The 26,397-nt window shown below is 68.7% G+C and carries 23 protein-coding genes and 1 tRNA gene; 17 read left to right on the top strand and 7 right to left on the bottom strand.

What is annotated here, in order from left to right:
- Positions 1-32 precede the first annotated feature (32 nt).
- From prpB to E7Y32_RS15415, 3 genes are read right to left on the bottom strand one after another with little or no spacing between them, the layout of a single operon-like run.
- The gene (prpB, locus tag E7Y32_RS15425; protein WP_146337891.1) at positions 33-935 is read right to left on the bottom strand and encodes a methylisocitrate lyase; all 903 of its coding nucleotides are present in this window, start codon (positions 933-935) and stop codon (positions 33-35) included.
- Entirely contained in the window at positions 935-2,455 is a 1,521-nt protein-coding gene (locus E7Y32_RS15420; RefSeq protein WP_146337890.1) for an MmgE/PrpD family protein, read from the bottom strand. Before E7Y32_RS15420 ends, prpB begins: the two co-directional genes overlap by 1 nt.
- On the bottom strand, positions 2,448-3,107 hold the full coding sequence (locus tag E7Y32_RS15415) for a GntR family transcriptional regulator (protein ID WP_146337889.1): 660 nt from the start codon (positions 3,105-3,107) through the stop codon (positions 2,448-2,450). Before E7Y32_RS15415 ends, E7Y32_RS15420 begins: the two co-directional genes overlap by 8 nt.
- Positions 3,108-3,278: 171 nt before the next feature.
- Here E7Y32_RS15415 and E7Y32_RS15410 point away from each other — a divergent pair, with 171 nt between their 5' ends.
- Positions 3,279-5,201 (top strand): propionyl-CoA synthetase, encoded by a 1,923-nt coding sequence (locus E7Y32_RS15410; protein ID WP_146337888.1) that lies wholly within the window; start codon positions 3,279-3,281, stop codon positions 5,199-5,201.
- On the opposite strand, the gene E7Y32_RS15405 is transcribed toward E7Y32_RS15410, so the two are convergent.
- Together E7Y32_RS15405 and E7Y32_RS15400 are read right to left on the bottom strand one after the other, a co-directional pair.
- Positions 5,198-5,917, bottom strand: coding sequence for a response regulator (locus E7Y32_RS15405; protein WP_146337887.1), 720 nt, complete (start codon positions 5,915-5,917; stop codon positions 5,198-5,200). The genes E7Y32_RS15410 and E7Y32_RS15405 overlap by 4 nt on opposite strands.
- Positions 5,910-7,640, bottom strand: a complete 1,731-nt coding sequence (locus E7Y32_RS15400) for a sensor histidine kinase (protein ID WP_146338782.1) — start codon at positions 7,638-7,640, stop codon at positions 5,910-5,912. Before E7Y32_RS15400 ends, E7Y32_RS15405 begins: the two co-directional genes overlap by 8 nt.
- Positions 7,641-7,774: 134 nt before the next feature.
- On the opposite strand from E7Y32_RS15400, the gene E7Y32_RS15395 reads away from it, so the two are divergent.
- From E7Y32_RS15395 to E7Y32_RS15350, 10 genes are all read left to right on the top strand, one after another.
- Positions 7,775-9,142: a cation:dicarboxylate symporter family transporter gene (locus E7Y32_RS15395; protein ID WP_146337886.1), complete on the top strand. Its 1,368-nt coding sequence runs from the start codon at positions 7,775-7,777 to the stop codon at positions 9,140-9,142.
- A gap of 286 nt (positions 9,143-9,428) precedes the next feature.
- Positions 9,429-10,328, top strand: a complete 900-nt coding sequence (locus E7Y32_RS15390; RefSeq protein ID WP_146337885.1) for a ParA family protein — start codon at positions 9,429-9,431, stop codon at positions 10,326-10,328.
- 8 nt (positions 10,329-10,336) lie between these two features.
- Entirely contained in the window at positions 10,337-11,188 is an 852-nt protein-coding gene (locus tag E7Y32_RS15385; RefSeq protein WP_146337884.1) for a ScpA family protein, read from the top strand.
- Between the two features lie 98 nt (positions 11,189-11,286).
- Positions 11,287-11,868, top strand: a complete 582-nt coding sequence (locus tag E7Y32_RS15380; protein WP_261382648.1) for an SMC-Scp complex subunit ScpB — start codon at positions 11,287-11,289, stop codon at positions 11,866-11,868.
- Positions 11,869-11,977: 109 nt separating this feature from the next.
- Entirely contained in the window at positions 11,978-13,165 is a 1,188-nt protein-coding gene (locus E7Y32_RS15375; RefSeq protein ID WP_146337882.1) for a pseudouridine synthase, read from the top strand.
- A 2-nt stretch (positions 13,166-13,167) separates the two neighbouring features.
- Positions 13,168-14,277 carry a prephenate dehydrogenase gene (locus E7Y32_RS15370; protein WP_146337881.1) on the top strand — a complete coding sequence of 370 codons (1,110 nt, stop codon included), beginning with the start codon at positions 13,168-13,170 and terminating at the stop codon, positions 14,275-14,277.
- Complete coding sequence (gene cmk, locus E7Y32_RS15365; RefSeq protein WP_146337880.1) at positions 14,277-15,005, top strand: (d)CMP kinase; 729 nt, start codon at positions 14,277-14,279, stop codon at positions 15,003-15,005. Before E7Y32_RS15370 ends, cmk begins: the two co-directional genes overlap by 1 nt.
- Positions 15,006-15,054: 49 nt before the next feature.
- Complete coding sequence (locus E7Y32_RS15360) at positions 15,055-15,753, top strand: 1-acyl-sn-glycerol-3-phosphate acyltransferase (RefSeq protein ID WP_146338779.1); 699 nt, start codon at positions 15,055-15,057, stop codon at positions 15,751-15,753.
- On the top strand, positions 15,750-17,300 hold the full coding sequence (der, locus tag E7Y32_RS15355; protein ID WP_146337879.1) for a ribosome biogenesis GTPase Der: 1,551 nt from the start codon (positions 15,750-15,752) through the stop codon (positions 17,298-17,300). The genes E7Y32_RS15360 and der overlap by 4 nt, the downstream gene beginning before the upstream one ends.
- 152 nt (positions 17,301-17,452) lie before the next feature.
- A tRNA-Pro gene (locus E7Y32_RS15350) sits at positions 17,453-17,529 on the top strand.
- Positions 17,530-17,607: 78 nt separating this feature from the next.
- On the opposite strand, the gene E7Y32_RS15345 is transcribed toward E7Y32_RS15350, so the two are convergent.
- On the bottom strand, positions 17,608-18,477 hold the full coding sequence (locus E7Y32_RS15345) for an Fpg/Nei family DNA glycosylase (RefSeq protein WP_146337878.1): 870 nt from the start codon (positions 18,475-18,477) through the stop codon (positions 17,608-17,610).
- Positions 18,478-18,630: 153 nt separating this feature from the next.
- Here E7Y32_RS15345 and gcvH point away from each other — a divergent pair, with 153 nt between their 5' ends.
- The 5 genes from gcvH (at position 18,631) to E7Y32_RS15320 (ending at position 21,674) form a co-directional block, all read left to right on the top strand.
- On the top strand, positions 18,631-19,017 hold the full coding sequence (gcvH, locus tag E7Y32_RS15340) for a glycine cleavage system protein GcvH (protein ID WP_146337877.1): 387 nt from the start codon (positions 18,631-18,633) through the stop codon (positions 19,015-19,017).
- 143 nt (positions 19,018-19,160) lie between these two features.
- Positions 19,161-19,634, top strand: a complete 474-nt coding sequence (locus E7Y32_RS15335) for an FHA domain-containing protein (RefSeq protein WP_146337876.1) — start codon at positions 19,161-19,163, stop codon at positions 19,632-19,634.
- Between the two features lie 23 nt (positions 19,635-19,657).
- Entirely contained in the window at positions 19,658-20,374 is a 717-nt protein-coding gene (locus E7Y32_RS15330; protein WP_146337875.1) for a MerR family transcriptional regulator, read from the top strand.
- On the top strand, positions 20,374-20,877 hold the full coding sequence (locus tag E7Y32_RS15325; protein ID WP_146337874.1) for a bifunctional nuclease family protein: 504 nt from the start codon (positions 20,374-20,376) through the stop codon (positions 20,875-20,877). The genes E7Y32_RS15330 and E7Y32_RS15325 overlap by 1 nt, the downstream gene beginning before the upstream one ends.
- 200 nt (positions 20,878-21,077) lie before the next feature.
- Positions 21,078-21,674 carry a MerR family transcriptional regulator gene (locus tag E7Y32_RS15320; RefSeq protein WP_028275903.1) on the top strand — a complete coding sequence of 199 codons (597 nt, stop codon included), beginning with the start codon at positions 21,078-21,080 and terminating at the stop codon, positions 21,672-21,674.
- A gap of 99 nt (positions 21,675-21,773) precedes the next feature.
- Here the strand turns inward: E7Y32_RS15320 and E7Y32_RS15315 are convergent, their stop codons facing one another.
- Entirely contained in the window at positions 21,774-22,640 is an 867-nt protein-coding gene (locus E7Y32_RS15315; RefSeq protein WP_146337873.1) for a ParA family protein, read from the bottom strand.
- 317 nt (positions 22,641-22,957) lie between these two features.
- Here E7Y32_RS15315 and E7Y32_RS15310 point away from each other — a divergent pair, with 317 nt between their 5' ends.
- The gene (locus E7Y32_RS15310; protein WP_146337872.1) at positions 22,958-26,353 is read left to right on the top strand and encodes a pyruvate carboxylase; all 3,396 of its coding nucleotides are present in this window, start codon (positions 22,958-22,960) and stop codon (positions 26,351-26,353) included.
- Positions 26,354-26,397: the final 44 nt, after the last annotated feature.

Genomic DNA, 26,397 nt, shown 5'->3' with positions numbered 1-26,397 from the left:
GACCGGCCGGGGCCGGAAGTCCGGTGGGGGTGTCAGATGCCGGGGATCTGGAAATTGAAGACCCCGGTGTCAAAGCGGTTGTAGGCCTCGTAGTCGACGAGGTCATAGAGCCGCGCACGGGTCAGCATGCTCGAAACCTGTGCCTCCTGGGTGCCGTCGGATTTGATCGCTTCCAGAGTACGCTCAGCAGCGCCCATGGCACTACGGAGCAGCGTCACCGGGTAGATCACCATGTTGACGCCGACGCCGGCCAGCTCGTCCACCGTGAACAGCGCGCTCTTGCCGAACTCGGTCATGTTGGCCAGGACCGGCACGTCGACCGCGTCGCGGATCGCCTGGAACTCGCTGAGGTCCTTCATGGCTTCCGGGAAGATCGCGTCCGCACCGGCCTCCACGAGGGCCTTGGCCCGCTGCTGTGCCGCCTCCAGCCCATCCGTGGCCCGGATGTCGGTGCGGGCCATGATCAGGAAGTTCGGGTCCCGGCGGGCATCGGCCGCGGCCCGGATCCGCTTTGTGGCGGTCTCCAGGTCCACAACGTTCTTGCCGTCGAGGTGGCCGCAGCGCTTCGGGTTGAACTGGTCCTCGATGTGCAGGCCGGCCAGGCCCGCGTTCTCGAGTTCCTGGACGGTCCGCGCGACGTTCATCGGCTCGCCGAAGCCGGTGTCGGCGTCGACGATCGAGGGCAGGTCAGTCATCCGGGCGATCTGCCCGGCGCGGGTGGCCACCTCGGTGAGCGTGGTCAGGCCGATGTCCGGCAGGCCCAGGTCATTGGCGAGGACGGCGCCGGAGATGTAGACCCCGGCAAAGCCGTGCTCCTCGATTAGCCGGGCCGAGAGCGGGTTGAACGCGCCCGGGAACTGCTGGATCGTGCCGGAGGCGAGCAGCTCCCGGAAACGGATCCGCTTCTGCTCCGGGGTGGTCTTCGAGTACAGCATTAGAAGAGTCCCTTCGGGGCGGACGCCAGGTCGATCACGCCGTCGGCGGCCTTGATGTTGAGCTGGTCGAGCTCGCCGGCGGCGAGTTCGGGAAGCCGCGCGGCGGCGGCCAGGAAACGCTCGATCTCGTCCTCGGCCACCAGGCCCGCGGCGAGGGTGCGGAACTTGTTGACGTACTGCTCGCGGGCGAACGGCCGGGCGCCCAGCGGGTGCGCGTCGGCGACGGCGATCTGGTCGGTGATGACGGTGCCGTCCTTGAGCGTGATCTCGACGGAGCCGCCGAAGGCCTTCTCCGCAATGTCCAGGGAGTGGTAGCGGCGGGTCCATTCCGGATCCTCGACCGTGGTGACCTTGTGCCACAGTTCCACGGTGTCGGGGCGGCCCGCGCGCTCCGGGGCGTACGAATCCACGTGGTGCCAGGCGCCGTCCTGCAGGGCCACCGTGAAGATGTACGGGATGGAGTGGTCCAGGGTTTCGCGGCTGGCGGTGGGGCTGTACTTCTGCGGGTCGTTGGCGCCGGAACCGATCACGTAGTGCGTGTGGTGGCTGGTCTTGATCAGTACGGATTCGACGTTGGCCGGGTCGGTGACCTCGGGGTGTTCGCCGTGGAGCTTGCGGGCCAGGTCGATCCAGGCCTGCGCCTGGTACTCGGCCGAGTGCTCCTTGGTGTAGGTATCCAGGATGGCGCGCTTGGCTTCGCCGTCCTCGGGCAGCGGCACGGTGTAGTTGGCGTCGGGGCCGTCCAGCATCCAGGCGATGACGCCGTCTTCGCCTTCGTAGATCGGCACCGGCGAGGTCTGGCCGCGCATGGCACGGTCGGCCGATTCGACGGCCATCTTGCCGGCGAATGCGGGGGCGTGGGCCTTCCAGGTGGAGATCTCGCCCTTGCGGGACTGCCGGGTGGCGGTGGTGGTGTGCAGCGCCTGGCCCACGGACTGGAAGATGGTCTCGACGTCGAGGCCCAGCAGGGTGCCGATGCCGGCGGCGGCCGAGGGGCCGAGGTGGGCCACATGGTCGATCTTGTGCTTGTGCAGGCAGATGGCCTTGACCAGGTTGACCTGGATCTCGTAGCCGGTGGCGATGCCCCGGACCAAGTCCTGGCCACTGGCGCCGACGTGCTGGGCGACGGCGAGGATCGGGGGAATGTTGTCGCCGGGGTGCGAGTAGTCCGCGGCCAGGAAGGTGTCGTGGTAGTCGAGTTCGCGGACGGCCACACCGTTGGCCCACGCAGCCCACTCGGGGGAGACACGCTCTTCGATGCCGAAGACCTTCGAACCCTTGCCGCCGGTGCTGGGGCCGTGGGTGAGCGCCTGGGCGCGGGCCGCGACGATGGGTGCGCGGTTCAGGGAGGCGATGGCCACCGAGGCGTTGTCGATCACGCGGTTGATCACCATGTCGGTGACCTCGTCGGAGACCGCGACGGGATCCGCGGCGACCTTGGCGATCTTGTAGGCGAGCTGGTCCTCGCGGGCCAGGTTTTCCTCGCTCTTGTAAACGCGGACTTGGTGTTCCTTAACCATGGTTCTCCTTCTCATGAGGCACGTGGGTGGCTTTGACGTGGGAAAGGCTGCGGTGCAGGTGCACGGTGGTGGCGGCCTCGGCGAGCCGGGGGTTGCCGGCGGCGATCGCTTCGGCAATGGCGGCGTGCTCGGCGGCGGCGGCGGTGAGGCGTTCGGCGTCGTCCGCCGCGAGCCGGCGGACCCGGACCAGGTGCACACGCAGGCTGCGCATGGCCTGGGCCAGGTAGGAATTGGAGATCGCGGCGTCAATGGCGGTGTCCAGCCGGCCTACCAGGCTGTAATAGTCGTGCCGCGCGGGGTCGGCGCCGTTGATCAGCTCCGGCGCCCGCAACAGCTCGCGCTGCAGCAGCTCGAACGTCGCTGCGACGCCGCGTTCGGCCGCCAGCGCGGCGGCCTTGCCCTCCAGAGTTTCGCGCAGTTCGAAAAGCTCGTCGATGTCCTCCAGCGAGATGTCGGTGACGACGACGCCGCGGCCGCCGGCCGTCGTCGTCAGCCCTTCGGCGGTGAGCCGGCTCAGGGCCTCCCGGAGCGGGGTCCGGGAAATACCCAGCCGCTCGGATTGCTCCACTTCGGCGAGCACGGTTCCGGGCGCCAGACGCCATTCGATGATGTCCTCGCGCAGGGCCGCGTAGGCCTTGTCGCTGGCGCGCATCCTGACTCCTTTGTTGGCTGACCCCATCAGTGTATACACAATTCACGTTTTGGCCCAGCTTTTTAGCCAGAAGGGGTAAATTGCGCCGTCCGCTGTATACACAACCCTTGTGGCGGGACCGCTGCGGGGCTACCATGAGCTGCATCACAACGTCGTGGACGGGATTACTTCATGGTCACCACCAGCTACCGGGACAGCTACGAACGCAGCGTTGAGCAGCCCGAGGAATTCTGGCTCGAGGCCGCCGCGAAAATCGCCTGGAGCACGCCTCCCGGCAAGGCGCTCGACTCCAGCCGTGCCCCGCTCTACGCCTGGTTTCCGGACGGCGAGCTGAACACCTGCTACAACGCCCTGGACCGGCACGTGGCGGAGGGCCGCGGCGCCCAGGACGCCCTGATCTACGACTCCGCCATGCTGGGCACGCAGCAGCGCTTCAGCTACGCCGAGCTCACCGGGCTCGTGGCCCGCTTCGCCGGGGTGCTGCGCGGCCAGGGGGTGGGGAAAGGGGACCGGGTGGTGATCTACATGCCGATGATCCCGGAAGCCGCCATCGCGATGCTCGCCACCGCCCGGCTCGGCGCGGTCCACTCCGTGGTCTTTGGCGGCTTCGCGCCGAAGGAACTCGCCGCCCGGATCCGGGACGCCGCCCCCGCAGCGGTGGTCACTGCCTCCGGCGGGATCGAACCCTCCCGCCGGATCGAGTACCTGCCGGCCGTCGCCGAGGCGCTCGAACTGGCCGGCACCCCGGACATCCCCGTGCTGGTCAAGGCGCGGGACGGGTTCACGGCATCCGCGGCGGACCACGCGGGCTGGCTGGACTGGGACGCGGTGATGGCCACCGCCGAGCCCGCGGACCCGGTGGGCGTCAAGGCCACCGACCCGCTCTACATCCTCTACACCTCCGGCACCACGGGCGCCCCCAAGGGCGTGGTACGGGACAACGGCGGCCACGCCGTCGCCCTGAGCTGGACGCTGGAGAACATCTACGACGTCGGCCCCGGCGACGTGATGTGGACGGCGTCCGACGTCGGCTGGGTGGTGGGGCACTCGTACATCGTCTACGGGCCACTGCTCGCGGGCGCCACCACCGTGATCTACGAGGGCAAGCCGGTGGGCACCCCGGACGCCGGAGCGTTCTGGCGCGTGATCCAGGACCACAAAGTCAACGTGCTCTTCACCGCCCCGACGGCGCTGCGGGCCATCCGGAAGGCCGACCCCGAAGCGAAGTTGCTGGGGCAGTACGACATCTCCAGCCTGCGGACCCTTTTTGCCGCCGGCGAGCGGCTCGACACCGACACCTTCCACTGGGCGTCGCGGGTCCTCGGCGTCCCGGTGGTGGACCACTGGTGGCAGACCGAGACCGGCTGGGCCATCTGCGCCAACCCGCGCGGCCTGGACGGGCTGCGGATCAAGGCGGGCTCGCCGAGTGTGCCGATGCCGGGCTTCAGGCTGAGGATCCTTGACGGCGCCGGCGAGGAGGTCGAGGCGGGCACCGAGGGCAACATTGTCCTGGGCCTGCCGCTGCCGCCGGGCACCCTGACGACGCTCTGGGGCAATGACGAGCGTTATATCTCCTCCTACCTGCAGGCTTTTGAGGGGTACTACGCCACCGGCGACTCCGGCTACCGGGATGAGGACGGCTACCTCTTTGTGATGGGCCGCACCGACGACATCATCAATGTCGCCGGGCACCGGCTCTCCACCGGGGCCATGGAGCAGGTGATCGGGCAGCATCCGGCCGTCGCCGAATGCGCCGTGATCGGCCTCGCGGACCCGCTCAAGGGCCAGCGCCCCAGCGGCTACGTGGTCCTCAAATCCGGAGTGGACGTGCCGGAGGAGGTGCTGGTCAAGGACCTGATCGCCCTGGTCCGGCGGGACATCGGCGCCGTGGCGGACTTCAAGCACGTCACCGTGGTGGAGGCGCTGCCCAAGACCCGTTCCGGCAAGATCCTTCGCAAGACCATGCGCCAGATCGCCGACGGCGACGACTACGTGGTGCCCTCCACGATCGAGGACGCCGGTGTGATCGACCAGCTTCTCGAGACGCTGCGGCCGGACGCCGTGGGGGAGCGGCAGGGCCACGTGTCCGGCTAGGACCCGGACCGGCTCCAGCGGTATTCGTTTTCCGGCCGGCCGGGCGCGCCGTAGCGGGCGGTGCGGGACACACTGCCGGCGTCGGCGAGGTATTCGAGGTACCGGCGCGCGGTCACGCGGGACATGCCCAGCGCCTCCATCACCTCGCTAGCGGACACCGCCCCGGACTGCAGCTTCATGAAGTCCTGTACGGACTCCAGAGTGGACCCGGAGAGGCCCTTGGGCAGCGGCAATTCCGAGGGCGCCCGCAGGCTCGCGAACGCCTGGTCCACGTCGCTCTGGGACGCGCCCGCCCCGGCGCCGCCCGGCCCCGGGGAAGCCAGCTGCTCACGGAACTGCCGGTAGCTGCGCAGTTTGTCCGCGAACGTGGCGTAGGTGAACGGTTTGATCAGGTACTGCACGACGCCGGTCGCGACGGCGCTGCGGACGATGTTCAGTTCGCGTACGGCGGTGATGGCAATGATGTCGGCGAACAGGCCGGAGGCGCGCATCCGGCGGGCGATGTCCAGGCCGTGCAGGTCCGGCAGGTTCATGTCCAGCAGGACCAGCTCCACGGGCTGGCCGGCGGCCGACAGCTCCGTCATCAGGCGCAGGGCGGACTGCCCGTCCGGGGCGGAGCCGGCCAGGGTGAAGCCGTCCAGCCGGCCGATGTAGGCCGCATGGGCCGCCGCGGCAATCGGCTCGTCCTCGACGACCAGTACGCGGATGTCACTCATTGCTGTTCCTTCGCTGTCCCGGCGGGTTCATCTTTGGAGCATCGGCGGGTTCCTCTGCGGAGCCTGCGGGGGCCGGCGCGGTCGGCAGCGTGACGCGGAACAGTGCCCCGGCCGGGCTGGTGATGCTCATGCTACCGCCCAGCCGCTGCACGGCCTGGCGGACCAGTGCCAGGCCCAGCCCGCGCCCGAACGGCCCCGGGGCCTTGGTGCTGAAACCGTGCCGGAAGACGTCCTCCACCGCGTCCGGGTCGATGCCGGGACCGCTGTCCTCCACCGAGATCTGCAGGGCGCCGCCCTCCGAGACGACTGAGAGCTCAACCAGACGCGGCGGTGGAGCCTCGGCGGCGGCGTCGATCGCGTTGTCCAGCAGGTTGCCCAGGATGGCCACCAGGTCCTGGACGGCCAGCCCGGTCACCGCCGTGGAACCTCCGGTGGTCAGGATCAGTTCGACGCCGCGTTCGTGCGCCTCAGCCGCCTTGCCCATCACCAGTGCGCCGAGCACGGGCTCCTCGAGGGAGCTGACCAGGTCGTCGGTCAACCGCTGGCTCAGCTCCAGGTCCTTGGTGGCAAAATCGAGGGCCTCGGCGCCGCGGCCGAGCTCCATCAGGGACACCATCGTGTGCAACCGGTTGGCGTGCTCGTGGGTCTGGGCACGCAGTGCGTCCGAGAGCGTGCGCATGGTTTCCAGTTCACTGCCCAGGGACTCGATTTCAGTGCGGTCCCGGATGGTGGCGACAGTGCCGTAGACCGGGCCTGTCGTTTGGCGCTGGCGGGATGCGGGGGCGGGCGGACCCACCGCCGGGCCCTGGTTGACCACCAGGACGCGCTCGCCGGTGAGGTGGATTTCGTCCTGGGCCGTCCGGCCGGACTCGAAGAGCTCTTTGAGGCTGGGGGCGAGCGGCAGTTCGGCCAGCGACGGTGCCCCCGCGCCACGGCCGGCCGGGGCCCCGCCGTCGACCGCCCCGCCGTCGACTGCGCGGGGCGGCACCCCGAGCAGCGCGGCCGCCTGGTCGTTGTACATCACCACCTTGCCCCGGGGATCGATGAGGATCACCCCCTCGCGGACCGAATGCAGCACCGATTCGTAATAGGCGAACAGCTGCGCGAGCTGCTCCGGGCCCCAGCCGCGGGTCACCCGGCGGAGGTACCGGCCCAGCAGCCAGGACGCCACCGATCCGCCCGCCAGCAGGGCAACAGCGATCGCCAGCAGGGCAGGCAGCCGGCCGGAAAACGCGACATCCACCGTCCCCACCGTCACACCCGCCGCCACCAGGGCCCGGACCGTGCCGTCGGCGTCCTTGACCGGGGCGATGGTGCGCACCGAGGGACCCAGTGTCCCGGCCATGATCTCGGTGAAGACCTCGCCCTTCAGGGCGGCGTCGATCGAGCCGATGTACGGCTTGCCGAGTTCCTCGTCGCGGGGATGGGTCCACCGGGTCCGGTCCGGCGCCATGATCGTAATGAAGTCCGCATGGGCGTCCCGCATCACCTGCAGCGCGTAGGGCTGGAGCCGCGCGGAGGGGTCGGGGGAGGCCGCCGCCTGCAGGACCAGGGGGTTGTCCGCCACCGCGGTGGCGATCCCGGCCATCCGCCGGCCTGCCTCCTCGTAGGCGTGGTCGCGGGCATCCACAAACGTCGCCGTGCCGACGACGGCAGTCAGGGCCAGCATAAACAGCAGGTGCGCCACGAACAGCCTGCGGGCGATGCTCCAGTGATGGATCAACTGCACCTTCCATGACCAATATGAACGCAACGGTGATGCGCGTCACTTCATCGCCAATGATGGAGGAACACGCAGAACGGACGTGATGCGCGCCCCAGGCCGCATCAATGTCCAGCCTATCCAAGGAGAACACCATGGCCTCTCAACGAGGAGAGTCAGCGGCACCGGCCGCGGCGACGGTCAAGCAGCGCAAGGGTCTGGACAAGTCCCACTACCTTTACATCGCGGTCATTGCCGCCGTCGTCCTCGGTGCCCTCGTCGGCCTGATGTTCCCGGAGGTCGGCAAGTCCCTCAAGCCCCTCGGCGACGGCTTCATCAAGCTGATCAAGATGATGATCGCCCCCGTCATTTTCTGCACCATCGTGCTCGGCATCGGCTCCATCGCCAAGGCCGCCACGGTGGGCAAGGTCGGCGGCTTGGCCCTCGGCTACTTCATTGTGATGTCGACGTTCGCCCTGGCCATCGGCCTCGTCGTCGGCAACCTGATCCACCCGGGTGAGGGCCTCAAGCTCGCCCCGTACGATCCGAACAAGAAGGCCGCGACGGACAGCACCGTCGACTTCCTGCTCGGCATCATCCCCGGCGACATCCCCGTGCTGCCCACCCTGCTCGCCGCCATCCTGGTCGGCTTCGCGCTGCAGAAGATGGGCCCGCAGGGCACCCCGATCCTGAAGGCCATCGGCCACGGCCAGGCCCTCGTGTTCCGCATCCTCATCATGGTCATGTGGCTCGCTCCGCTCGGCGCCTTCGGCGCAATCGCCGCCGTCGTCGGTGCCACCGGCGTCCAGGCCATCATCAGCATGGCCACCCTGATGATCGCGTTCTACATCACCTGCGCGGTCTTCATCGTGGTAATCCTCGGCGGCCTGCTCCAGGTCGTCTCCGGCGTCAACATCTTCCGCCTGATGAAGTACCTCGGCCGCGAATACCTGCTGATCTTCTCCACCTCCTCCTCCGAAGCGGCGCTGCCGCGCCTGATCGCGAAGATGGAGCACCTCGGTGTCTCCAAGCCGGTCGTCGGCGTCACCGTCCCCACCGGCTACTCCTTCAACCTGGACGGCACGGCCATCTACCTGACCATGGCCTCCCTGTTCGTCGCCAACGCCATGGGCACCCCGCTGGACCTCGGCGCCCAGATCTCGCTGCTGATCTTTATGATCATCGCCTCCAAGGGCGCCGCCGGTGTCACCGGCGCCGGCCTGGCCACCCTGGCGGCCGGCCTGCAGGCCCACCGTCCGGAACTGCTCGGCGGCGTCGGCATGATCGTCGGCATCGACCGCTTTATGTCCGAGGCACGTGCGCTGACCAACTTCACCGGCAACGCCGTGGCGACCGTTCTGATCGGCACCTGGATCAAGGAGATCGACGGCGGCCAGGTCGAGCGGGTCCTCTCCGGCGCCGCTCCGTTCGACGAGCAGACCATGATCGCCGGCCACGCAGCCGAGCAGCCCGCGGCTGCACCGGCTGCCCAGCACGCGCAGCCGGTCCCCGCCAACGCCTAGGCGCCGGCAGAACCGCTTTCACAGCACACCGAAACCGCCCGGACGCGCCACCCGCGTCCGGGCGGTTTTGCGTGTCTCCGGGATCCGCCGGAGCACAACCCTCGACTTCTACCAGAGGGTCAGACGCGCCGGTCGGCGGTTGTCAAGGTCCGTCGAATACCGTGTCGGGGGCTGTAACCTTGGGAGGAATAACGATCCGTGCCGGGCGGAGCCAGCCTCAGCAGGCAGCGCCGGGCCGGCCGGGTCCGGCAGGAAAATCACCGTCATCGAAAGTGTGGATAGATACGTGAGCAGCGAACAGGGTTCAGCCACTCTGGAAGGCACCGAACTCGACCTGGAAGACGCCGTCATGGGCCCCACCGGGCGCCCCCACCGCGACTTCCCGGAGCCCGCGCCGCTGTCCTCCCACGGCCCGGCCCGGGTCATCGCCATGGTCAACCAGAAGGGCGGCGTGGGCAAGACGACGTCCACGATCAACCTCGCCGCGGCGCTGGCCGAATACGGCCGCCGGGTGCTCCTGGTCGACTTCGATCCGCAGGGCGCGCTCTCCGCCGGCCTCGGCACCAACCCGCACGAACTGGACCTGACGGTCTACAACGTCCTGATGGACCGGAAAGTCGACATCCGCGACGCCATCCAGAAGACCGGCGTCGAAAACGTGCACCTGCTGCCGGCCAACATCGACCTCTCCGCCGCGGAGGTCCAGCTGGTCAACGAGGTTGCCCGCGAACAGGTCCTGGACCGGGCGCTGAAGAAGGTCGAAGACGACTACGACGTTGTCCTGATCGACTGCCAGCCCTCCCTGGGCCTGCTCACGGTCAACGCGCTGACCGCGGCACACGGCGTCATCATCCCGCTGATCTGCGAGTTCTTCGCGCTGCGCGCGGTGGCGCTGCTGGTCGAGACGATCGACAAGGTCCAGGACCGGCTGAACCCGCGCCTGCAGGTCGACGGCGTGCTCGCCACCATGTACGACGCCCGCACCCTGCACGGCCGCGAAGTCATCGCCCGGCTGGTGGAAGCCTTCGGCGACAAGGTCTTCGAAACCGTCATCAAGCGCTCCATCAAGTTCGCCGACGCCACCGTCGCCGCCGAGCCGATTACCAGCTACGCCGGCAACCATGCCGGAGCCGACGCCTACCGCCGCCTGGCCAAAGAGCTGATCTCGCGCGGCGGCGCACCCTAACCACGGCCGTGGCAGCAACAGCCCCGACGGCCGAACTGCCGCCGTCCGGAAAGAAACCGGGCTTTGAGGTGCGGCTGGAGAACTTCACCGGCCCGTTCGACCTCCTGCTGGGACTGATCTCCAAGCACCAGCTCGACATCACCGAGGTGGCGCTGGCCACGGTCACCGACGAGTTCATCAAATACATCAAAGGGCTGCAGCGGCTGGGGGAGGACTGGGCGCTGGATGAAGCCAGCGAGTTCCTGGTGATCGCGGCGACCCTGCTGGACCTCAAAGCCGCCAGGCTGCTGCCCGCCGGCGAAGTCGAGGACGACGAGGACATTGCCCTGCTCGAGGCCCGCGACCTGCTCTTCGCCCGGCTGCTGCAGTACAAGGCCTTCAAACAGGTCGCCGGACTCCTCGGCGCGACCCTGGAGCTGGAGGCCCGGCGCTACCCGCGGCAGGTCGCCCTGGAAGGCCACTTCGCCGCGCTGCTGCCCGAACTCGTCTGGAAGCACAGCCCGGCGGAGTTCGCCGCCCTTGCCGAGAAGGCCCTGAAACCCAAGGAAGCGGCCCCCACCGAGGTTGGCCTCGCCCACCTGCACGGCACGCCGGTCAGCGTGAAGGAACAGGCGGAAATCCTCGGGCTGCGGCTGCGGCTGCGGCTCGGTAAGCCGCTCACCTTCCGGTCCCTGATCGCCGATGCAGAATCCACCCTCGTGGTGGTGGCGCGGTTCCTTGCCCTGCTGGAGATGTTCCGGGACAAGGCGGTGGCCTTCGACCAGCTGCTTCCGCTCGGCGAATTGTCCGTGCACTGGACCGCCGACGACGCGGACTGGAGCAGCGAGAACCTGAGTGAAGAATACGAGGAGCAGCCTTGAGCGACGCGCCAAACCTTCCCGCCGACGCCGGAGGGCCCGGGGTTCCGGACCTGGCAGCGCTGCCCGGGGGCGCCCGCGCGGCCCTCGAAGCGGTGCTGATGGTCATCGACGAGCCGGCCACGGCCACCGAGCTGGCCGCCGGGCTGAACCTGACGGTCGACGTCGTCGAGGGGCTGCTCGGGGACCTGCAACGGGAGTATAACGGCTATACTGGTAATGCCCCGGATGCGGATGAGGCCAGCACGTCGTCAAATACTGCTGGATTCAGTGCCGCCCCCCGGGGTTTTGAATTGCGGAATATTGCCGGAGGCTGGCGGATCTATTCCCGCGCGGAGTTTGCCGACGTCGTAGGCGGCTTCGTGCTGGAAGGGCAAAGTGCCAGGCTGACACAGGCGGCGCTCGAAACGCTCGCCGTCATCGCCTACCGCCAGCCCGTCTCCCGGGCCCGGGTCTCTGCGATTCGAGGAGTCAATGTTGACTCCGTGGTGCGGACGCTGACCCAGCGCGGCCTGATCGAAGACTCGGGAAACGATCCCGAATCCGGGGCCATCCTGTACCGCACAACGTCGTATTTCCTCGAACGCATGGGAATCGGCTCGGTGGCTGAGTTGCCTCAGCTTTCACCCCATCTTCCAGGGCTTGAAGGCATAGCGGAGTTCTACGACGCAGGAAGAATGTAGGCAGGAATGCTGCCTGCGTAAGAGTATCCACCAGGGCAGAACCATTTGCCCGGCCGGTGGGGGACTGCCGTGAGGCAGCCGTCGCGGGCCACCAAACGAAGGACGGGTCATGACACAGGCGGGACGCCAGGGTTCACCACGTAACAGTTCGGGACGCACCAGCGCCGGACACCAATCAGCGCGCACCCAGGGTGCGGGCGGCGCCGGCCGCGGCCAGCGCGACTTCTCCAAGGGCGGCGGCGACCGCCCGTTCAAGCGCCCCAAGCCGCGCGAAGAGGCATTTGTTGACCCGGACCTGAACCCGGGCGGCGGAGCCCCCGAGCAGGCTGACCGGAAGGCCGGCGCGAAGCCGGCACGGAAGCCTGCGGCCCGCAAGCCCGGCGCCGGCAAGGCTCCCGGCACCCCGGGGGCGCTCAAGCCCAAGCCGCGCATCGGCGCGGGGGCGGCCAAGGCCACCGGCTCCAGCGCGTTCGGTGGCGAACGCTTCGGCCAGAACCTGGGCCCCGTCCGCAAGCCTGCCCGCAAGCGCGGACCGCGCGGTCCCGTGCCGCAGTCCGAACTGCACGACGCCGACGGCGTCCGCCTGCAGAAGGTCATGGCCTCGGCCGGCGTCGCCTCGCGGCGCGTCTGCGAGGAAATGATCGCCGAGGGCCGCGTCGAGGTCGACGGCCAGGTCGTGACGGAGCTCGGCGTGCGCGTCGACCCCAAGACCGCCGTGATCCATGTGGACGGCCTGCGCATCCAGCTGGACGAGAACATGGTCTACATGGTCTTCAACAAGCCCAAGGGCGTTGTCTCCACCATGGAGGATCCGGACGGCCGCCCGTGCATCAGCGACTTCGTCCGCAACCACCACGGCGAACGCCTTTTCCACGTCGGCCGGCTCGACGTCGCCACCGAGGGACTGCTCCTGCTGACCAACGACGGCGAGCTCGCCAACCGCCTGACGCACCCGTCCTACGAAGTGCCCAAGACCTACCTCGTGCAGGTCCGCGGCCCGTTCCCTCAGGGCGTCGGCGCGCAGCTCAAGGCCGGTATCGAACTCGAAGACGGCATCGCCTCCGTGGACTCCTTCAAGCTCGTCGACTCGACCCCGGGCCACGTGCTGATCGAGGTTGTGCTGCACTCGGGCAAGAACCGCATTGTCCGGCGCCTCTTCGACGCCGTCGGGTTCCCGGTACTGCGGCTCGTCCGCGTCAAGGTCGGCCCCATCGGCCTGGGCGACCAGCGCCAGGGCAGCATCCGCAACCTCGGCAAGCAGGAAGTCGGCCACCTGCTGGCATCCGTGGGGCTGTAGGCATGTCCGCCTTTCGCACCCACGGCCGCGGCCACCTCAACGGCCCGGTGGTGGTTGTGGGGACCGGACTGCTGGGCACCAGCATCGGGCTGGGTCTCCGCGGCCGCGGAGTCGCCGTCTACCTCTCCGACCCCTCGCCGACCAACCAGGCCGTCGCCGTCGACATCGGCGCCGGCCTGCCCTTGGCGCGCCTTGACGGCGAGGCGCCGGAACTCGTGGTGGTCGCCGCGCCACCGGACGTGACCGCCGACGTCGTCGCCGGCGCCCTCGCGGACTACCCCGAGGCCGTCGTGGTGGACATCGCCAGCGTCAAGGCGTCCATCCTGGCGGAGCTGCGGTCCCGTGGCGCCGACCTGGGCCGCTACGTCGGCACACACCCGATGGCGGGCCGGGAGAAGTCCGGCCCGGTCGCCGCCCGCGGCGAGCTGTTCACCTCGATGCCGTGGGTGATCTGCCCGACGCCGGAAACCCGGCCCGAGGCGCTGCAGGCTGCCCGCGCGCTGGCCGGGGACCTGGGCGCCGTCGTCTCCGAATTCGGCGCCGAGGAACACGACGAAGCCGTGGCGCTGGTCTCGCACCTGCCGCAGGTGATGTCCTCCCTCGTGGCCAGCCGGCTGCAGGGAACCCCGCTGCACGCCCTCTCACTGGCCGGCAACGGCCTGCGGGACGTGACCAGAATCGCCGCGAGCGACCCCACACTCTGGGTGCAGATCCTCGGCGCCAACGCGGACAAGGTCGTGGACATCCTGCACGGCGTCCGCGAGGACCTGAACCGGCTGATCGGCACCCTGGAGGATCCGACGGCGCCGGGTGCCCGGCTGGACCTCGCCCAGCTGATCAGCGAAGGCAACGCCGGCCAGTCCCGGATCCCGGGCAAGCACGGCGGGCCGCCGCAGGCGTACTCCTGGCTGACCGTCCTGGTGGACGACACGCCCGGCCAGATCGCCAAGCTCCTCACCGAGATCGGCGAGATCGGCGTCAACCTCGAGGACCTCCGCCTGGACCACTCCTCGGGACAGAATGTCGGCATGGTGGAACTCTCCGTGCTGCCCAACAAGCACGAGCTGCTCATCGAAGCCCTCAACGACCGTGGATGGCGGGTACTCCAGTAATGACCCAGGAACTCATTGAAACGGTGGACATCGTCCGCCCCGGCAAGAGCCTCGTCGTCGCGATCGACGGCCCCTCCGGCTCCGGGAAATCCAGCGTCAGCAAAGAGGTGGCGCGCCGGCTCCGGCTGGCGTACCTCGACACCGGCGCCATGTACCGGGCCCTGACCTGGTCATGCCTCGACAGCGGCACCGACCTGGCCGACGGCGAGGCCATCGAGGCCGCCGCCGAGGGCCTCCAGCTCGAAATCAGCACCAGCCCCCAGGACGAATACGTCCGGGTCGCGGGCGTAGATATCACCGAGGCCATCCGGGAGCCGGCCATTTCCGCGGCGGTCAGCGCCGTCGCCACCACCCTGGGGGCGAGGACCGAGCTGATCCGCCGGCAGCGCGAGCTGATCGAAAAGCACCACCGCCGCATGGTGGTGGAGGGACGGGACATCACCACCGTCGTCGCGCCCCACGCCGAGGTGCGCATGCTGCTCACCGCCAGCGAGGAGGCCCGGCTGCGCCGCCGCGGCATCCAGCTGGGCGGCAGCCAGAACGCCGAACAGCTCGCGGCGCAGGTCACGGCCCGGGACGCCAAGGACTCCACCGTGGTGAACTTCACCCAGGCAGCCGACGGCGTGGTCACCCTGGACTCCTCGGACCTGGACTTCGCCCAAACGGTGGACGCGGCCCTCGGCATCGTGCACAAGGTTCTCAACCACACGGCCATCAACCGTGACTAAGGGCGCAGCCCGGGCGGAACAGCCCGGCCGCTGGTTCCTCGACGGGACCATGGCCTGGAGCCGGCCGGTCGGCTGGGCCCTGGACCACCTGGTCTACCGCACCTCCGTCAAGGGCCGGGCCAACGTGCCGGCTGCCGGACCGGTCATCTTCGCCGGAAACCACATCAGCTTCCTGGACGGCCCGGTCATGTTCGGCGCCGCACCGCGGCCCATGCACATCTTCGTCAAGAAGGAGATGTTCAGGGGTTTTCCCGGTCTCGTACTCAGCGCCGCCGGCCAACTGGCAGTGGACCGCTCCGGTGACCGGACCGCGCTGCAACGGGCCAAAAGCGTCCTCGACGCCGGACGGTGCGTCGGGATCCTTCCCGAAGGCACCCGCGGGGGCGGCGAGGCCGCCACGATCAACAACGGGGTCGCCTGGCTCGCGCTGAACTCGGCCGCCACCGTGATCCCGGTTGCCATCCTGGGAACCAGGATCAGCGGCGAACACCTCAACGCGGTTCCCGGGCCCGGCCGCCGGCTGCATGTCAGCTTCGGCGGCGCCCTCAATCTCAGCCGCAGGCCCGGCGAGACGGGGCGTGCTTCAATGGACAGGGTGGGAAACGAGATCCGCGCCGCCCTCGCGCGGCACGTCCAGGACACCATTCAGTCCACCGGGCAAGGCCTGCCCGACGCGGATTCCCCGCAAGAACGCCAGACAGCAGTAGCCGGGACGCCGGCAGATCACCACCTAAGGAAAGTGCAATGAGCGATACGACTCAAACCCCCGGCCACTTCGGCGCCGGCGAAGACGAATACACGCCCACCGGCACGGACCAGGTGGCTGAGAACCTTGCCGCCCTGGACGACGAGGAAGCCGAACTCCGCGCGGCCTCGCTGCGGGCCGGCCTGGATGACTACGAGCTGGACGAGGAAGACGCCGCCCTGCTCAGCGGCCGCTACGAGGACGAGGACTTCGACGGCCCGGTCAAGCTTGATCCGGTCCTGGCCATCATCGGCCGCCCCAACGTCGGCAAGTCCACCCTGGTCAACCGCATCCTGGGCCGCCGCGAAGCCGTGGTCGAGGACACCCCCGGCGTCACCCGCGACCGCGTGATGTACTCCGCCAACTGGAACGGCCGCAACTTCACCGTGGTCGACACCGGCGGCTGGGAACACGACGCCCGCGGCATCCACGCCCGCGTCGCCGAACAGGCCGAGATGGCCGTGGAGCTCGCGGACGCCGTGCTGTTCGTGGTGGACTCCGCCGTCGGCGCGACCGCCACGGATGAGGGCGTCATGAAGATGCTCCGCAAGTCCAAGAAACCGGTCATCATGGTGGCCAACAAGGTTGACGACTTCGCCCAGGAAGCCGACTCGGCCGCGCTCTGGGGCCTCGGCTTCGGCGAACCCTACCCGGTCTCCGCGCTGCACGGCCGCGGCGTGGCCGACCTGCTGGACCACGTGATGGACACGCTCCCGGAGTTCTCCACCATCGAAGGACTCGAGCGCAGCGGCGGCCCGCGCCGCATCGCCCTGATCGGCCGGCCGAACGTCGGCAAGTCCTCGCTGCTGAACAAGCTCGCAGGCTCCGAGCGCGTGGTCGTCGACAACACCGCCGGCACCACCCGCGACCCGGTCGACGAGTTCATCGAACTCGGCGGCCGCACCTGGCGCTTCGTGGACACCGCCGGCATCCGCCGCCGCCAGCACATGGCCCAGGGCGCGGACTTCTACGCCTCGCTGCGCACCCAGAGCGCGCTCGAAAAGGCCGAGGTCGCCGTCGTGCTCCTCGCCGTGGACGAAGTGCTCAGCGAGCAGGACGTCCGCATCCTGCAACTGGCGATCGAGTCCGGCCGCGCGCTGGTGCTTGCGTTCAACAAGTGGGACCTGCTCGACGACGAACGCCGCACCTACCTCGAACGCGAAATCGAGCAGGACCTCGCCCACGTGGCGTGGGCCCCGCGCGTGAACATCTCGGCCAAGACCGGCTGGCACAAGGACCGGCTGGTCCCGGCCCTGGACACCGCCCTGGAAAGCTGGGACAAGCGGATCCCCACCGGACGCCTCAACGCCTTCCTGGGCGAACTGGTGGCCGCACACCCGCACCCGGTCCGCGGCGGCAAGCAGCCCCGCATCCTCTTCGGCACCCAGGCCTCCAGCCGGCCGCCGAAGTTCGTGCTCTTCACCACCGGCTTCCTCGATCCCGGCTACCGCCGCTTTATCACCCGCCGGCTCCGCGAAACCTTCGGTTTCGAGGGCACTCCGATCGAGGTCAACATGCGGGTCCGGGAAAAGCGCGGCAAGAAACGTTAATTCCGACACACGTTGCCCGTGACACACGTGAAAGTGTCACGGGCACCCTCCGCAATCGTGTAAGCTTTTGGAGGTGGTTCGGCCGGACTGCTCGGATGAAATCCTTTGGATAACAGCAGGAGATCATCGGGAGCGGAGAACGGCGGAACCAGCGGGCTGTAGCGCAGCTTGGTAGCGCACTTGACTGGGGGTCAAGGGGTCGCAGGTTCAAATCCTGTCAGCCCGACCAACAAGAAAGTACCCCGCCATTCCGGCAACGGAATGGCGGGGTTTTCTGTTTCCCGGGGCGGCCGGTAATGGGAGGCGCCTACTTGAGGAAGCGTGAGGTCCGCCGGTCCGCGAGGATCTTTCCCTTCGTCTGGCAGCTTGGGCAGTACTGCAGGGCGGTGTCCGCGAAGGAAACCTCACGGACGGTGTCACCGCAGACCGGGCACGCCTCGCCGGTCCGTCCATGGACCCGCATGTGGCTCCGCTTGGTGTCCTTGAGCTCGCTGGGCGGTTTCCCGGCGGCCTCCGCCAGCGCCGTCCCGAGGACGCCGTGGATCGCGTCGTACAGGCGCTCCACCGCGGCCCGGTCCAGCGAGCCCGCTATGGCGAACGGGGATGTCTTCGCCGCGTGCAGGATCTCGTCACTGTACGCGTTGCCGATGCCTGCGATGACGCCCTGGCTGCGGAGCACACCCTTGATCTGCTGGGAACTGCCCGCCAGGATCCCGGCCAGCGCGTCGACGTCGAACCCGGGGCTGAACGGGTCCGGTCCCAGCGCCGCGATGCCGGGGACGTCGGCCGGCTGACGGACCACGTACATGGCCAGGGACTTCTTTGTGCCGGCCTCGGTCAGGTCCAGGTCGAGGGCTCCGTCCGCGCCTGAAAAGGACAGCCGCGCCGCGATGTGGCCGCCTCCTTTTTTCAGCACAGCGCCGGTGGGGGCATCCGTGACCCGGACCCAGCCGGCCCGGGCGAGGTGGAAGACCAGGTGCAGGCCGCCGGCGTCGAGATCCACAAATTTGCCGTGCCGGCCCACGCCGGTGACCGTCCTGCCTTCCAGGGCGGAGATGGGCGGATCCGCGGTCTTAAGCACCGCGAAGGAGACGACCTGGACCTTGGCCAGGGTGGATCCGCGCAGGCGCGTGTCCAGGAAGTCCGCCAAGGCCGCCACTTCCGGGAGCTCAGGCATGGGCAAATCCGTCCGTAACGGGTGCAGGTGCTGCCATGGCAACATCATGTCAGAGTCCTCCCGGGGCCCGGGCGGATGTGCCTATACTTTCAGCGGCGGCCCGATCGATCGGCCGCCGAAGACCTTGGTGATTGACCCGACGAAAGGCCCGTCATGAGCAACATTCCCGAAGAGCTGTCCTACACCGCCGAACACGAATGGGTCACCGCGCCGAACGCCGACGGCGTCGTGCGCGTGGGCATCACTGATTTTGCCCAGGACGCCCTCGGGGACGTCGTCTACGCCCAGATGCCGGAGGTCGGCACCGACATCAAGGCCAACGAGGTCGTCGGGGAAGTGGAGTCCACCAAGAGCGTCAGCGACATTTACGCCCCCGTGAGCGGTGAAGTAGTTGCCCGGAACGAGGCGCTGGACACCGATTCGGCCCTGATCAATTCGGATCCGTACGGCGAGGGCTGGCTGATTGAAATCAAGCTGGCGGAAGCCGACGCGGTGGAGTCGCTGCTCAGTGCATCGGAGTACGAACAGCAGGTAGGCTAATGGGAAGATCTCCGGGCCGTGTTACTGGACACACCTAGTGGACCCAGTGGCCGGCCGGGGGATTGACCACCGGATCTGCCAGGCTTTTCCGGACGCATGCGTTGTTTGCAGGGGGGACACCTGCAACGAATGAGGAGGACTCAATGGTTGGGCACGGACAGAACGACACCGGTGAATACGGCACGGGTGGAGTGAAAGCCTCGGAGACCACGTCGATCCATCTCACCCCCGTGCGCGATGAGCCCACCATCACGCCGAAGGTCTCGAACGAGGAACGGACGGCGATCGAGTCGCTGCCCGCCGGGTCCGCCCTGCTGGTGGCCCACAGCGGCCCCAACTCCGGCGCCCGCTTCCTGCTCGACTCCGACGTCACGACTGCGGGCCGCCACCCGGACGCCGACATCTTCCTCGATGACGTCACGGTTTCACGCCGCCACGTCGAATTCCGCCGCACGGCGCGCAGCTTCGAGGTTGTGGACACCGGGAGCCTGAACGGCACCTACGTCAACCACGACCGTGTCGACAGCGTGGAGCTGAAGTCGGGTAACGAGGTGCAGATCGGCAAGTTCCGGCTCACCTTCTACCTCAGCCCTGCCCGTACCGCAGGCCACGTCTGATATCGGGGTAATTGCCGGTGGCCATGGCACAAGCCGAACGGCGCGGACCCCAGGTCCTGAACATCGGGGAGGTCCTGGCTCAACTGAGCGACGACTTCCCGTCCATGACCGCGTCGAAAATCAGGTTTCTTGAGGAAAAGGGCCTCATCAATCCGCAGCGCACCCCCGCCGGCTACCGGCAGTACTCGGAAGGCGACGTCGAACGGCTGCGCTTTGTGCTGTCGCTGCAGCGGGACCAGTACCTGCCGCTGAAGGTCATCAAGGACTACCTCGACGCGATTGACCGCGGCGAACGCCCGGAGAACCTGCCGCCGGGGGTGACGGTGTCGCCCCGGATCGTTTCCGAGGAACTCGCCTCCGAGCTGAACAACCGGGTGCGCCTGCTCAGCGAGGAACAGCTCCGCACCGAGTCCGGGGCCAGCGTCCCGCTGCTCGAGTCGCTGCTCAGTTTCGGCCTGATCGGGCACGTCAACGGAAAGTTCGACGACCATGCCCTGCAGGTGGCACGCGCCTGCGTGCAGCTGGAAAGCCACGGCCTGGAGCCGCGGCACCTGCGGCCCTTCCAGGCCGCCGCCGACCGCGAGTTCGGGCTCGTGGAACGCGCCGTGGCCACGCTGACATCCCGCAAGGACGCCGCCTCCCAGGCCCGCGCCGCCGAGGCTGCCCGGGAGATCAGTGAACTGTGCCTCTCGCTGCACCGGGCCCTGGTGCAGGACCGCATCTCGAGGATGGACAGCTGATGATTGAGGTGGAAATCGTAGGTGTGCGGATCGAACTGCCCTCGAACCAGCCGCTCGTCCTGCTCAAGGAACTGCACGGTGAGCGCCACGTCCCCATCTGGATCGGCACCCCGGAGGCCAGTGCGATCGCCCTCGCCCAGCAGGGCGTGGTCCCGCCGCGGCCGATGACGCACGACCTGCTGATCGACGTCGTCAAGGCGCTCGGCCACTCCATCGTCAGCGTGAACATCGTGGCGGTGGAGGACAACATTTTTTACGGCCAGCTTCAGTTCGAGGACGGCACCACGGTCAGCTCGCGGGCCTCGGACGCCCTAGCCCTCGGCCTGCGCGCGAAGTGCCGGATCTGGTGCGCCGACGCCGTCATGGAGGAAGCCGGCGTGCGGATCACCGAGCACGACGACGGCGAGGAGGCCCAGCCCGGGCCCGCCGTCGACGAAGAGGGGGAGCTGCGCCGGTTCCGGGAGTTCCTGGACGAGGTCGAACCCGAGGACTTCGCCGGCTGAAACCGCTCAAAGCTTAAAGTCGAGGTCGAAAGTTTCGACACGCCCCGGCAATAGGGCCAAGGTCTTTGACCTTGGCCCCCGGCAGGCCTAACGTCAGAGGTACAAGTTCCCATTGCATACAACAGCCGCGCAAGTCACACTGGACAGTGGCGCGCTGGTGCTGCAAGTTCCCTCGGGAACTCATGACAAGGAGGATCCACGTGAGTCCGAAAGGCGAAGCAGGCGAGCTCAAGCAGGCCTCGACGGCAGGCGTTGCTGTGCCCGCAAGCGGTGCCCAGGGACTGCTGTTCACCGAGGATCTTCCCGTCCTGGACGAGGACGCGGGCTACCGCGGGCCGACCGCCTGCAAGGCGGCCGGCATCACCTACCGCCAGCTGGACTACTGGGCCCGCACCGGACTCGTTGAGCCTGCCGTGCGCGGCGCCGCAGGCTCCGGTTCGCAGCGGCTCTACGGCTTCCGCGACATCCTGGTCCTCAAGGTCGTCAAGCGGCTCCTCGACACCGGTGTTTCGCTGCAGCAGATCCGCACCGCCGTCGAACACCTCCGGGAACGCGGGGTCGAGGACCTCGCCCAGATCACCCTCATGAGTGACGGCGCCAGCGTCTACGAATGCACCTCGGCGGACGAAGTCATCGACCTGGTCCAAGGCGGCCAGGGCGTCTTCGGGATCGCAGTCGGCCGGGTCTGGCGGGAAGTGGAGGGCAGCCTGGCGGCGCTTCCGAGCGAGCACGCCGCGGACCAGTCGTTTCCCGATGACGAACTCAGCAAGCGCCGCGCGGCCCGCAAGATCGGCTAGCAAGCCCCTAGATTGACCAGAAAAACGCGGAGCCACGTGGTGGCCCCGCGTTTTTTGTCAGGCGGCGTCCCCGGCCGGGCCCGGGACGCCGCCGCCCGGTCAGCGCTGGCTGCGGTTGCGGACCCGGCCCGCGGACGCGAGGTCCGCGTTTGAGCCGGGCGTGCGCATCAGGTTGGCCAGCAGCGAGTCGAACAGGGCCGCGGCGTTCTTGGCGGAATCGCCGGGCCAGTGGTGCACGGAGTGGGCCGCGCCCTGGATCTGCTGCCAGTTGGCCTGTTCCGGGATGTGCGGTGTCAGCAGCAGTTCGCCGAACATGGACTGCATCTCGGCCAGGCGGAAGCTGTGCTCCGCGGAGCCGGTCCGCACCCGGTTGGCCACGATCCCGGCAGGGGAGAGGCCCGGGGCGAATTCCTGGCGGAACAGCTGGATGGCCCGCATGGTGCGCTCGGTGCCCGCGACGGAGAACAGACCGGGCTCGGCGACCAGGGTGACCTTGTCGCTGGCCGTCCAGGCCATCCGGGTCAGGCCATTGAGCGAGGGCGGGCAGTCGACCAGGACCAGCTCGTACTCCCCGGCGCCGGCGAGCACGGCGGAGAGCCGGCGCAGGTCGCGGCGGCCAAGGTCGGGCCGGTCATAGACGCCGGTGTAGGCGGACCCGACGGCGACGTCCAGGACGGCGGTGCGGTGGCCGGAGGCGCCGTTGGGGGAGGTGAGGCCGGTGTGCTCCACCCAGCCGCTGGCAACCACGTTGTCGGCCAGGTGTGCCCGGCGCGGGGATTTTAGCATCCGGCCGATGTCCAGCTGTTCGTCGGGCCGGACGCCGAGGGCCGTGCTGGCGTCTGCGTGCGGGTCGAGGTCGACCACGAGGGTGGGGATGCCGGCTGCGAGTGCTGCCGACGCCAGTCCGGTGGTCACGGATGTCTTGCCGACCCCGCCTTTGAGGCTGCTGATGCTGACTACTTGCACTTGAAAAACCAATACCTAACGCCGGTTGCCGAGACTGGGTCCTGCCGGCCCGTGCGTTCCTTCGGACCGGGGCGTGCATGCGCCACCCACCACCTCATCATATGTTGACCCGTCGCCGAATCCCGTTTCATCGGGCCCGGCGGACGCCCGGCGGGGACCTGGACGGCTCGGGAGCCGCCGCAACGTCAACGATCTGCCTTCTCCGGCCGAAATGACGCATAATCTTGTGACGGGCGCCACAATGATTTGTGTTTGCGCACACCGGTCTTAGAAACTGTGACGACTTACCGAACCGCCCGCGATGATGCAGGAGAAGTATGTTTTCCAAGATTCTGGTGGCTAACCGCGGCGAAATCGCGATCCGCGCCTTCCGTGCCAGCTACGAGCTGGGTGCCAAGACCGTTGCCGTGTTCCCTACCGAGGACCGCAACTCCATCCACCGCCAGAAGGCGGATGAGGCATACCTGATCGGCGAGGAGGGCCACCCGGTCCGGGCGTACCTCGACGTTGACGAGGTGGTCCGGGTCGCGAAAGAGGCCGGCGCGGATGCGATCTACCCCGGCTACGGCTTCCTCTCGGAGAACCCCAACCTCGCCCGGGCCGCCGCGGCCGCCGGCATCACCTTCGTCGGGCCCCCGGCGGAGGTCCTCGAACTTGCCGGGAACAAGGTGGCCGCCCTCGAAGCGGCCCGCAAAGCCGGCGTCCCGGTGCTCAAGTCCAGCAAGCCGTCCAAGGACGTTGACGAACTCATCGCCGCAGCGGACGAGATCGGCTTCCCCATTTTCGCCAAGGCCGTCGCCGGCGGCGGCGGCCGCGGCATGCGCCGGGTCGACACCCGGGAGGCCCTGCCCGAGGCCCTGCAGGCCGCGATGCGCGAGGCCGACGCCGCCTTCGGCGACCCCACCATGTTCCTGGAGCAGGCCGTGCTGCGGCCGCGGCACATCGAAGTACAGATCCTCGCCGACTCCGAGGGCAACGTGATGCACCTCTTCGAGCGCGACTGCTCCATCCAGCGCCGCCACCAGAAGGTCATCGAGATCGCGCCGGCACCCAACCTTGACGAGGGCATCCGGCAGGCCCTGTACCGCGACGCCGTGAAATTCGCCAAGGCCCTGAACTACGTCAACGCCGGCACCGTGGAGTTCCTCGTCGACACCGTCGGCGAACGGGCCGGCCAGCACGTCTTCATCGAGATGAACCCCCGCATCCAGGTGGAGCACACGGTCACCGAGGAAGTCACCGACGTCGACCTCGTCCAGGCCCAGCTGCGCATCGCCTCGGGGGAGACCCTCGCGGACCTGGGCCTCTCGCAGGAGACCGTCAAGCTCAACGGCGCCGCGCTGCAGTCCCGCATCACCACCGAGGACCCGGCCAACGGCTTCCGGCCCGACGTCGGAAAGATCACCGGCTACCGCTCCGCCGGCGGCGCCGGCGTCCGGCTCGACGGCGGCACCGTGTACTCCGGCGCCGAGATCAGCCCGCACTTCGACTCGATGCTGGTCAAGCTGACCTGCCGCGGCCGCGACTATCCGACCGCCGTCGCCCGCGCCCGGCGCGCCCTCGCCGAGTTCCGCATCCGCGGTGTCTCCACCAACATCTCCTTCCTGCAGGCGGTCCTGGACGACCCGGACTTCGTCGCCGGCGACGTGGCCACCTCGTTCATCGACGAGCGCCCCGAACTGCTCAAGGCCCGCGTCTCCGCGGACCGGGGCACCAAACTGCTGACCTGGCTCGCCGACGTCACCGTCAACAAGCCCAACGGCGAGCTCACCGTGCACACGGACCCGGCGGATAAGCTGCCCGCGGTGCCCGACGCCGAGGCCCGCCCCGGCTCTCGGCAGCGGCTGCAGGAGCTGGGCCCGGAAGGCTTTGCCCGCGCCCTGCGCGAGCAGAACGCCGTCGCGGTCACCGACACCACCTTCCGCGACGCGCACCAGTCGCTGCTGGCCACCCGGGTCCGCACCCGCGACCTCGTCGCAGCCGCCCCGGCCGTGTCCAAGCTGCTGCCGGAGCTGCTCTCGGTGGAGGCCTGGGGCGGGGCGACCTACGACGTCGCCCTCCGCTTCCTCGGCGAGGACCCGTGGGACCGGCTGGCGGCGCTGCGCAAGGCGCTGCCGAACGTCTGCCTGCAGATGCTGCTGCGCGGCCGCAATACCGTCGGCTACACCCCGTACCCGGAAGAGGTGACGGTGGCGTTCGTCAACGAGGCGGCGAAGGCCGGCATCGACATCTTCCGTATCTTCGATGCCCTCAACGACGTCAACCAGATGGCCCCGGCCATCCGCGCCGTCCGCGAGACCGGCACCGCCGTGGCCGAGGTGGCGCTCTGCTACACCTCGGACATGCTCGACCCCGAGGAGAAGCTCTACACGCTGGACTACTACCTGGAGCTCGCGCAGAAGATCGTCGACGCCGGCGCGCACATCCTCGCGATCAAGGACATGGCCGGCCTGCTGCGTCCGGCGGCCGCCGCGCGCCTCGTGAGCGCCCTGCGGGAGAAGTTCGACCTGCCGGTCCACCTGCACACCCACGACACCGCCGGCGGCCAGCTGGCCACCCTGATGGCGGCCGCGGACGCCGGGGTCGACGCCGTGGACGTCGCCTCGGCTTCCCTGGCCGGAACCACCAGCCAGGTCTCCGCCTCCGCCCTGGTCGCGGCGCTGGCCCACACCCCGCGCGACACCGGGCTGAGCCTGGCCAACGTCTGCGCCCTGGAACCCTACTGGGAGGCCGTGCGCCGCGTCTACGCCCCCTTCGAGTCGGGCCTGCCCGGTCCCACCGGCCGGGTCTACCAGCACGAGATCCCAGGCGGCCAGCTCTCCAACCTGCGCCAGCAGGCCATCGCGCTCGGGCTCGGGGAGCGGTTCGAGGCGATCGAGGACATGTACACCGCGGCCGACCGCATCCTGGGCCGGCTCGTGAAGGTCACCCCGTCCTCCAAGGTGGTGGGTGACCTCGCCCTGCACCTGGTGGGCCTCAACGCCGACCCGGCGGACTTCAACGAGAACCCGCAAAAGTACGACATCCCGGACTCCGTGATCGGTTTCCTCTCCGGCGAACTGGGCGACCCGCCCGGCGGCTGGCCCGAGCCGTTCCGAACCAAGGCCCTGCAGGGCCGCAGCATCAAGGTCCGCGACGTTGAACTGAGCGCCGAGGACAGCGCGGCGCTCAAGGCCGACTCCAAGACCGTGCAGCAGACCCTCAACCGGCTGCTCTTCGCCGGCCCCACCAAGGACTACCAGAAGAGCGTCGAGGCGTACGGCAACCTCTCGGTGCTGGACACCCGCGACTACCTGTTCGGGCTCCAGCGCGGCGCGGAACACGAGATTGAGCTGGAGAAGGGCGTGCGCCTGATTGCGTCGCTGGAAGCCGTCTCGGAGCCGGACGAGAAGGGCATGCGCACCGTGATGTGCACGCTGAACGGCCAGTCCCGGCCGGTGGTGGTCCGCGACCGTTCCGTGGTCAGCAACGTCAAGGCGGCCGAACGGGCCGACACCTCGCAGCCGGGCCAGGTCGCCGCGCCGTTCGCCGGGGCCGTCACCCTGACGGTCAAGGCCGGCGACGCCGTCAAGGCCGGGGACACCGTCGCGACCATCGAGGCGATGAAGATGGAAGCCTCGATCACGACGCCGGTGGCCGGCACCGTCTCACGCCTCGCGGTCGGCGCGGTTGAACAGGTCCAGGGCGGGGACCTGCTGCTGGTCGTGGAGTAGCGGGCTGCCGCACGGCAGGCACGTGGCCTGCCGGGCTGCCGCAC

The organism is Arthrobacter sp. UKPF54-2 (assembly GCF_007858535.1).
In the GTDB taxonomy this organism is placed as follows: domain Bacteria; phylum Actinomycetota; class Actinomycetes; order Actinomycetales; family Micrococcaceae; genus Arthrobacter.
This window is presented reverse-complemented; position numbering and strand designations above follow the sequence as displayed.

Excerpts from the sequence above, each read along its gene's own strand:
- E7Y32_RS15375 (WP_146337882.1), top strand. The coding sequence starts at position 11,978 with ATGACACAGGCGGGACGCCAGGGTTCACCACGTAACAGTTCGGGACGC.
- gcvH (WP_146337877.1), top strand. The coding sequence starts at position 18,631 with ATGAGCAACATTCCCGAAGAGCTGTCCTACACCGCCGAACACGAATGG.
- E7Y32_RS15380 (WP_261382648.1), top strand. The coding sequence starts at position 11,287 with ATGGTCATCGACGAGCCGGCCACGGCCACCGAGCTGGCCGCCGGGCTG.
- der (WP_146337879.1), top strand. The coding sequence starts at position 15,750 with ATGAGCGATACGACTCAAACCCCCGGCCACTTCGGCGCCGGCGAAGAC.
- prpB (WP_146337891.1), bottom strand. The coding sequence starts at position 935 with ATGCTGTACTCGAAGACCACCCCGGAGCAGAAGCGGATCCGTTTCCGG.
- E7Y32_RS15360 (WP_146338779.1), top strand. The coding sequence starts at position 15,055 with ATGGCCTGGAGCCGGCCGGTCGGCTGGGCCCTGGACCACCTGGTCTAC.
- E7Y32_RS15310 (WP_146337872.1), top strand. The coding sequence starts at position 22,958 with ATGTTTTCCAAGATTCTGGTGGCTAACCGCGGCGAAATCGCGATCCGC.
- E7Y32_RS15415 (WP_146337889.1), bottom strand. The coding sequence starts at position 3,107 with ATGCGCGCCAGCGACAAGGCCTACGCGGCCCTGCGCGAGGACATCATC.
- E7Y32_RS15325 (WP_146337874.1), top strand. The coding sequence starts at position 20,374 with ATGATTGAGGTGGAAATCGTAGGTGTGCGGATCGAACTGCCCTCGAAC.
- E7Y32_RS15420 (WP_146337890.1), bottom strand. The coding sequence starts at position 2,455 with ATGGTTAAGGAACACCAAGTCCGCGTTTACAAGAGCGAGGAAAACCTG.
- E7Y32_RS15330 (WP_146337875.1), top strand. The coding sequence starts at position 19,658 with ATGGCACAAGCCGAACGGCGCGGACCCCAGGTCCTGAACATCGGGGAG.
- E7Y32_RS15410 (WP_146337888.1), top strand. The coding sequence starts at position 3,279 with ATGGTCACCACCAGCTACCGGGACAGCTACGAACGCAGCGTTGAGCAG.
- E7Y32_RS15405 (WP_146337887.1), bottom strand. The coding sequence starts at position 5,917 with ATGAGTGACATCCGCGTACTGGTCGTCGAGGACGAGCCGATTGCCGCG.
- E7Y32_RS15395 (WP_146337886.1), top strand. The coding sequence starts at position 7,775 with ATGGCCTCTCAACGAGGAGAGTCAGCGGCACCGGCCGCGGCGACGGTC.
- E7Y32_RS15345 (WP_146337878.1), bottom strand. The coding sequence starts at position 18,477 with ATGCCTGAGCTCCCGGAAGTGGCGGCCTTGGCGGACTTCCTGGACACG.
- E7Y32_RS15370 (WP_146337881.1), top strand. The coding sequence starts at position 13,168 with ATGTCCGCCTTTCGCACCCACGGCCGCGGCCACCTCAACGGCCCGGTG.
- cmk (WP_146337880.1), top strand. The coding sequence starts at position 14,277 with ATGACCCAGGAACTCATTGAAACGGTGGACATCGTCCGCCCCGGCAAG.
- E7Y32_RS15335 (WP_146337876.1), top strand. The coding sequence starts at position 19,161 with ATGGTTGGGCACGGACAGAACGACACCGGTGAATACGGCACGGGTGGA.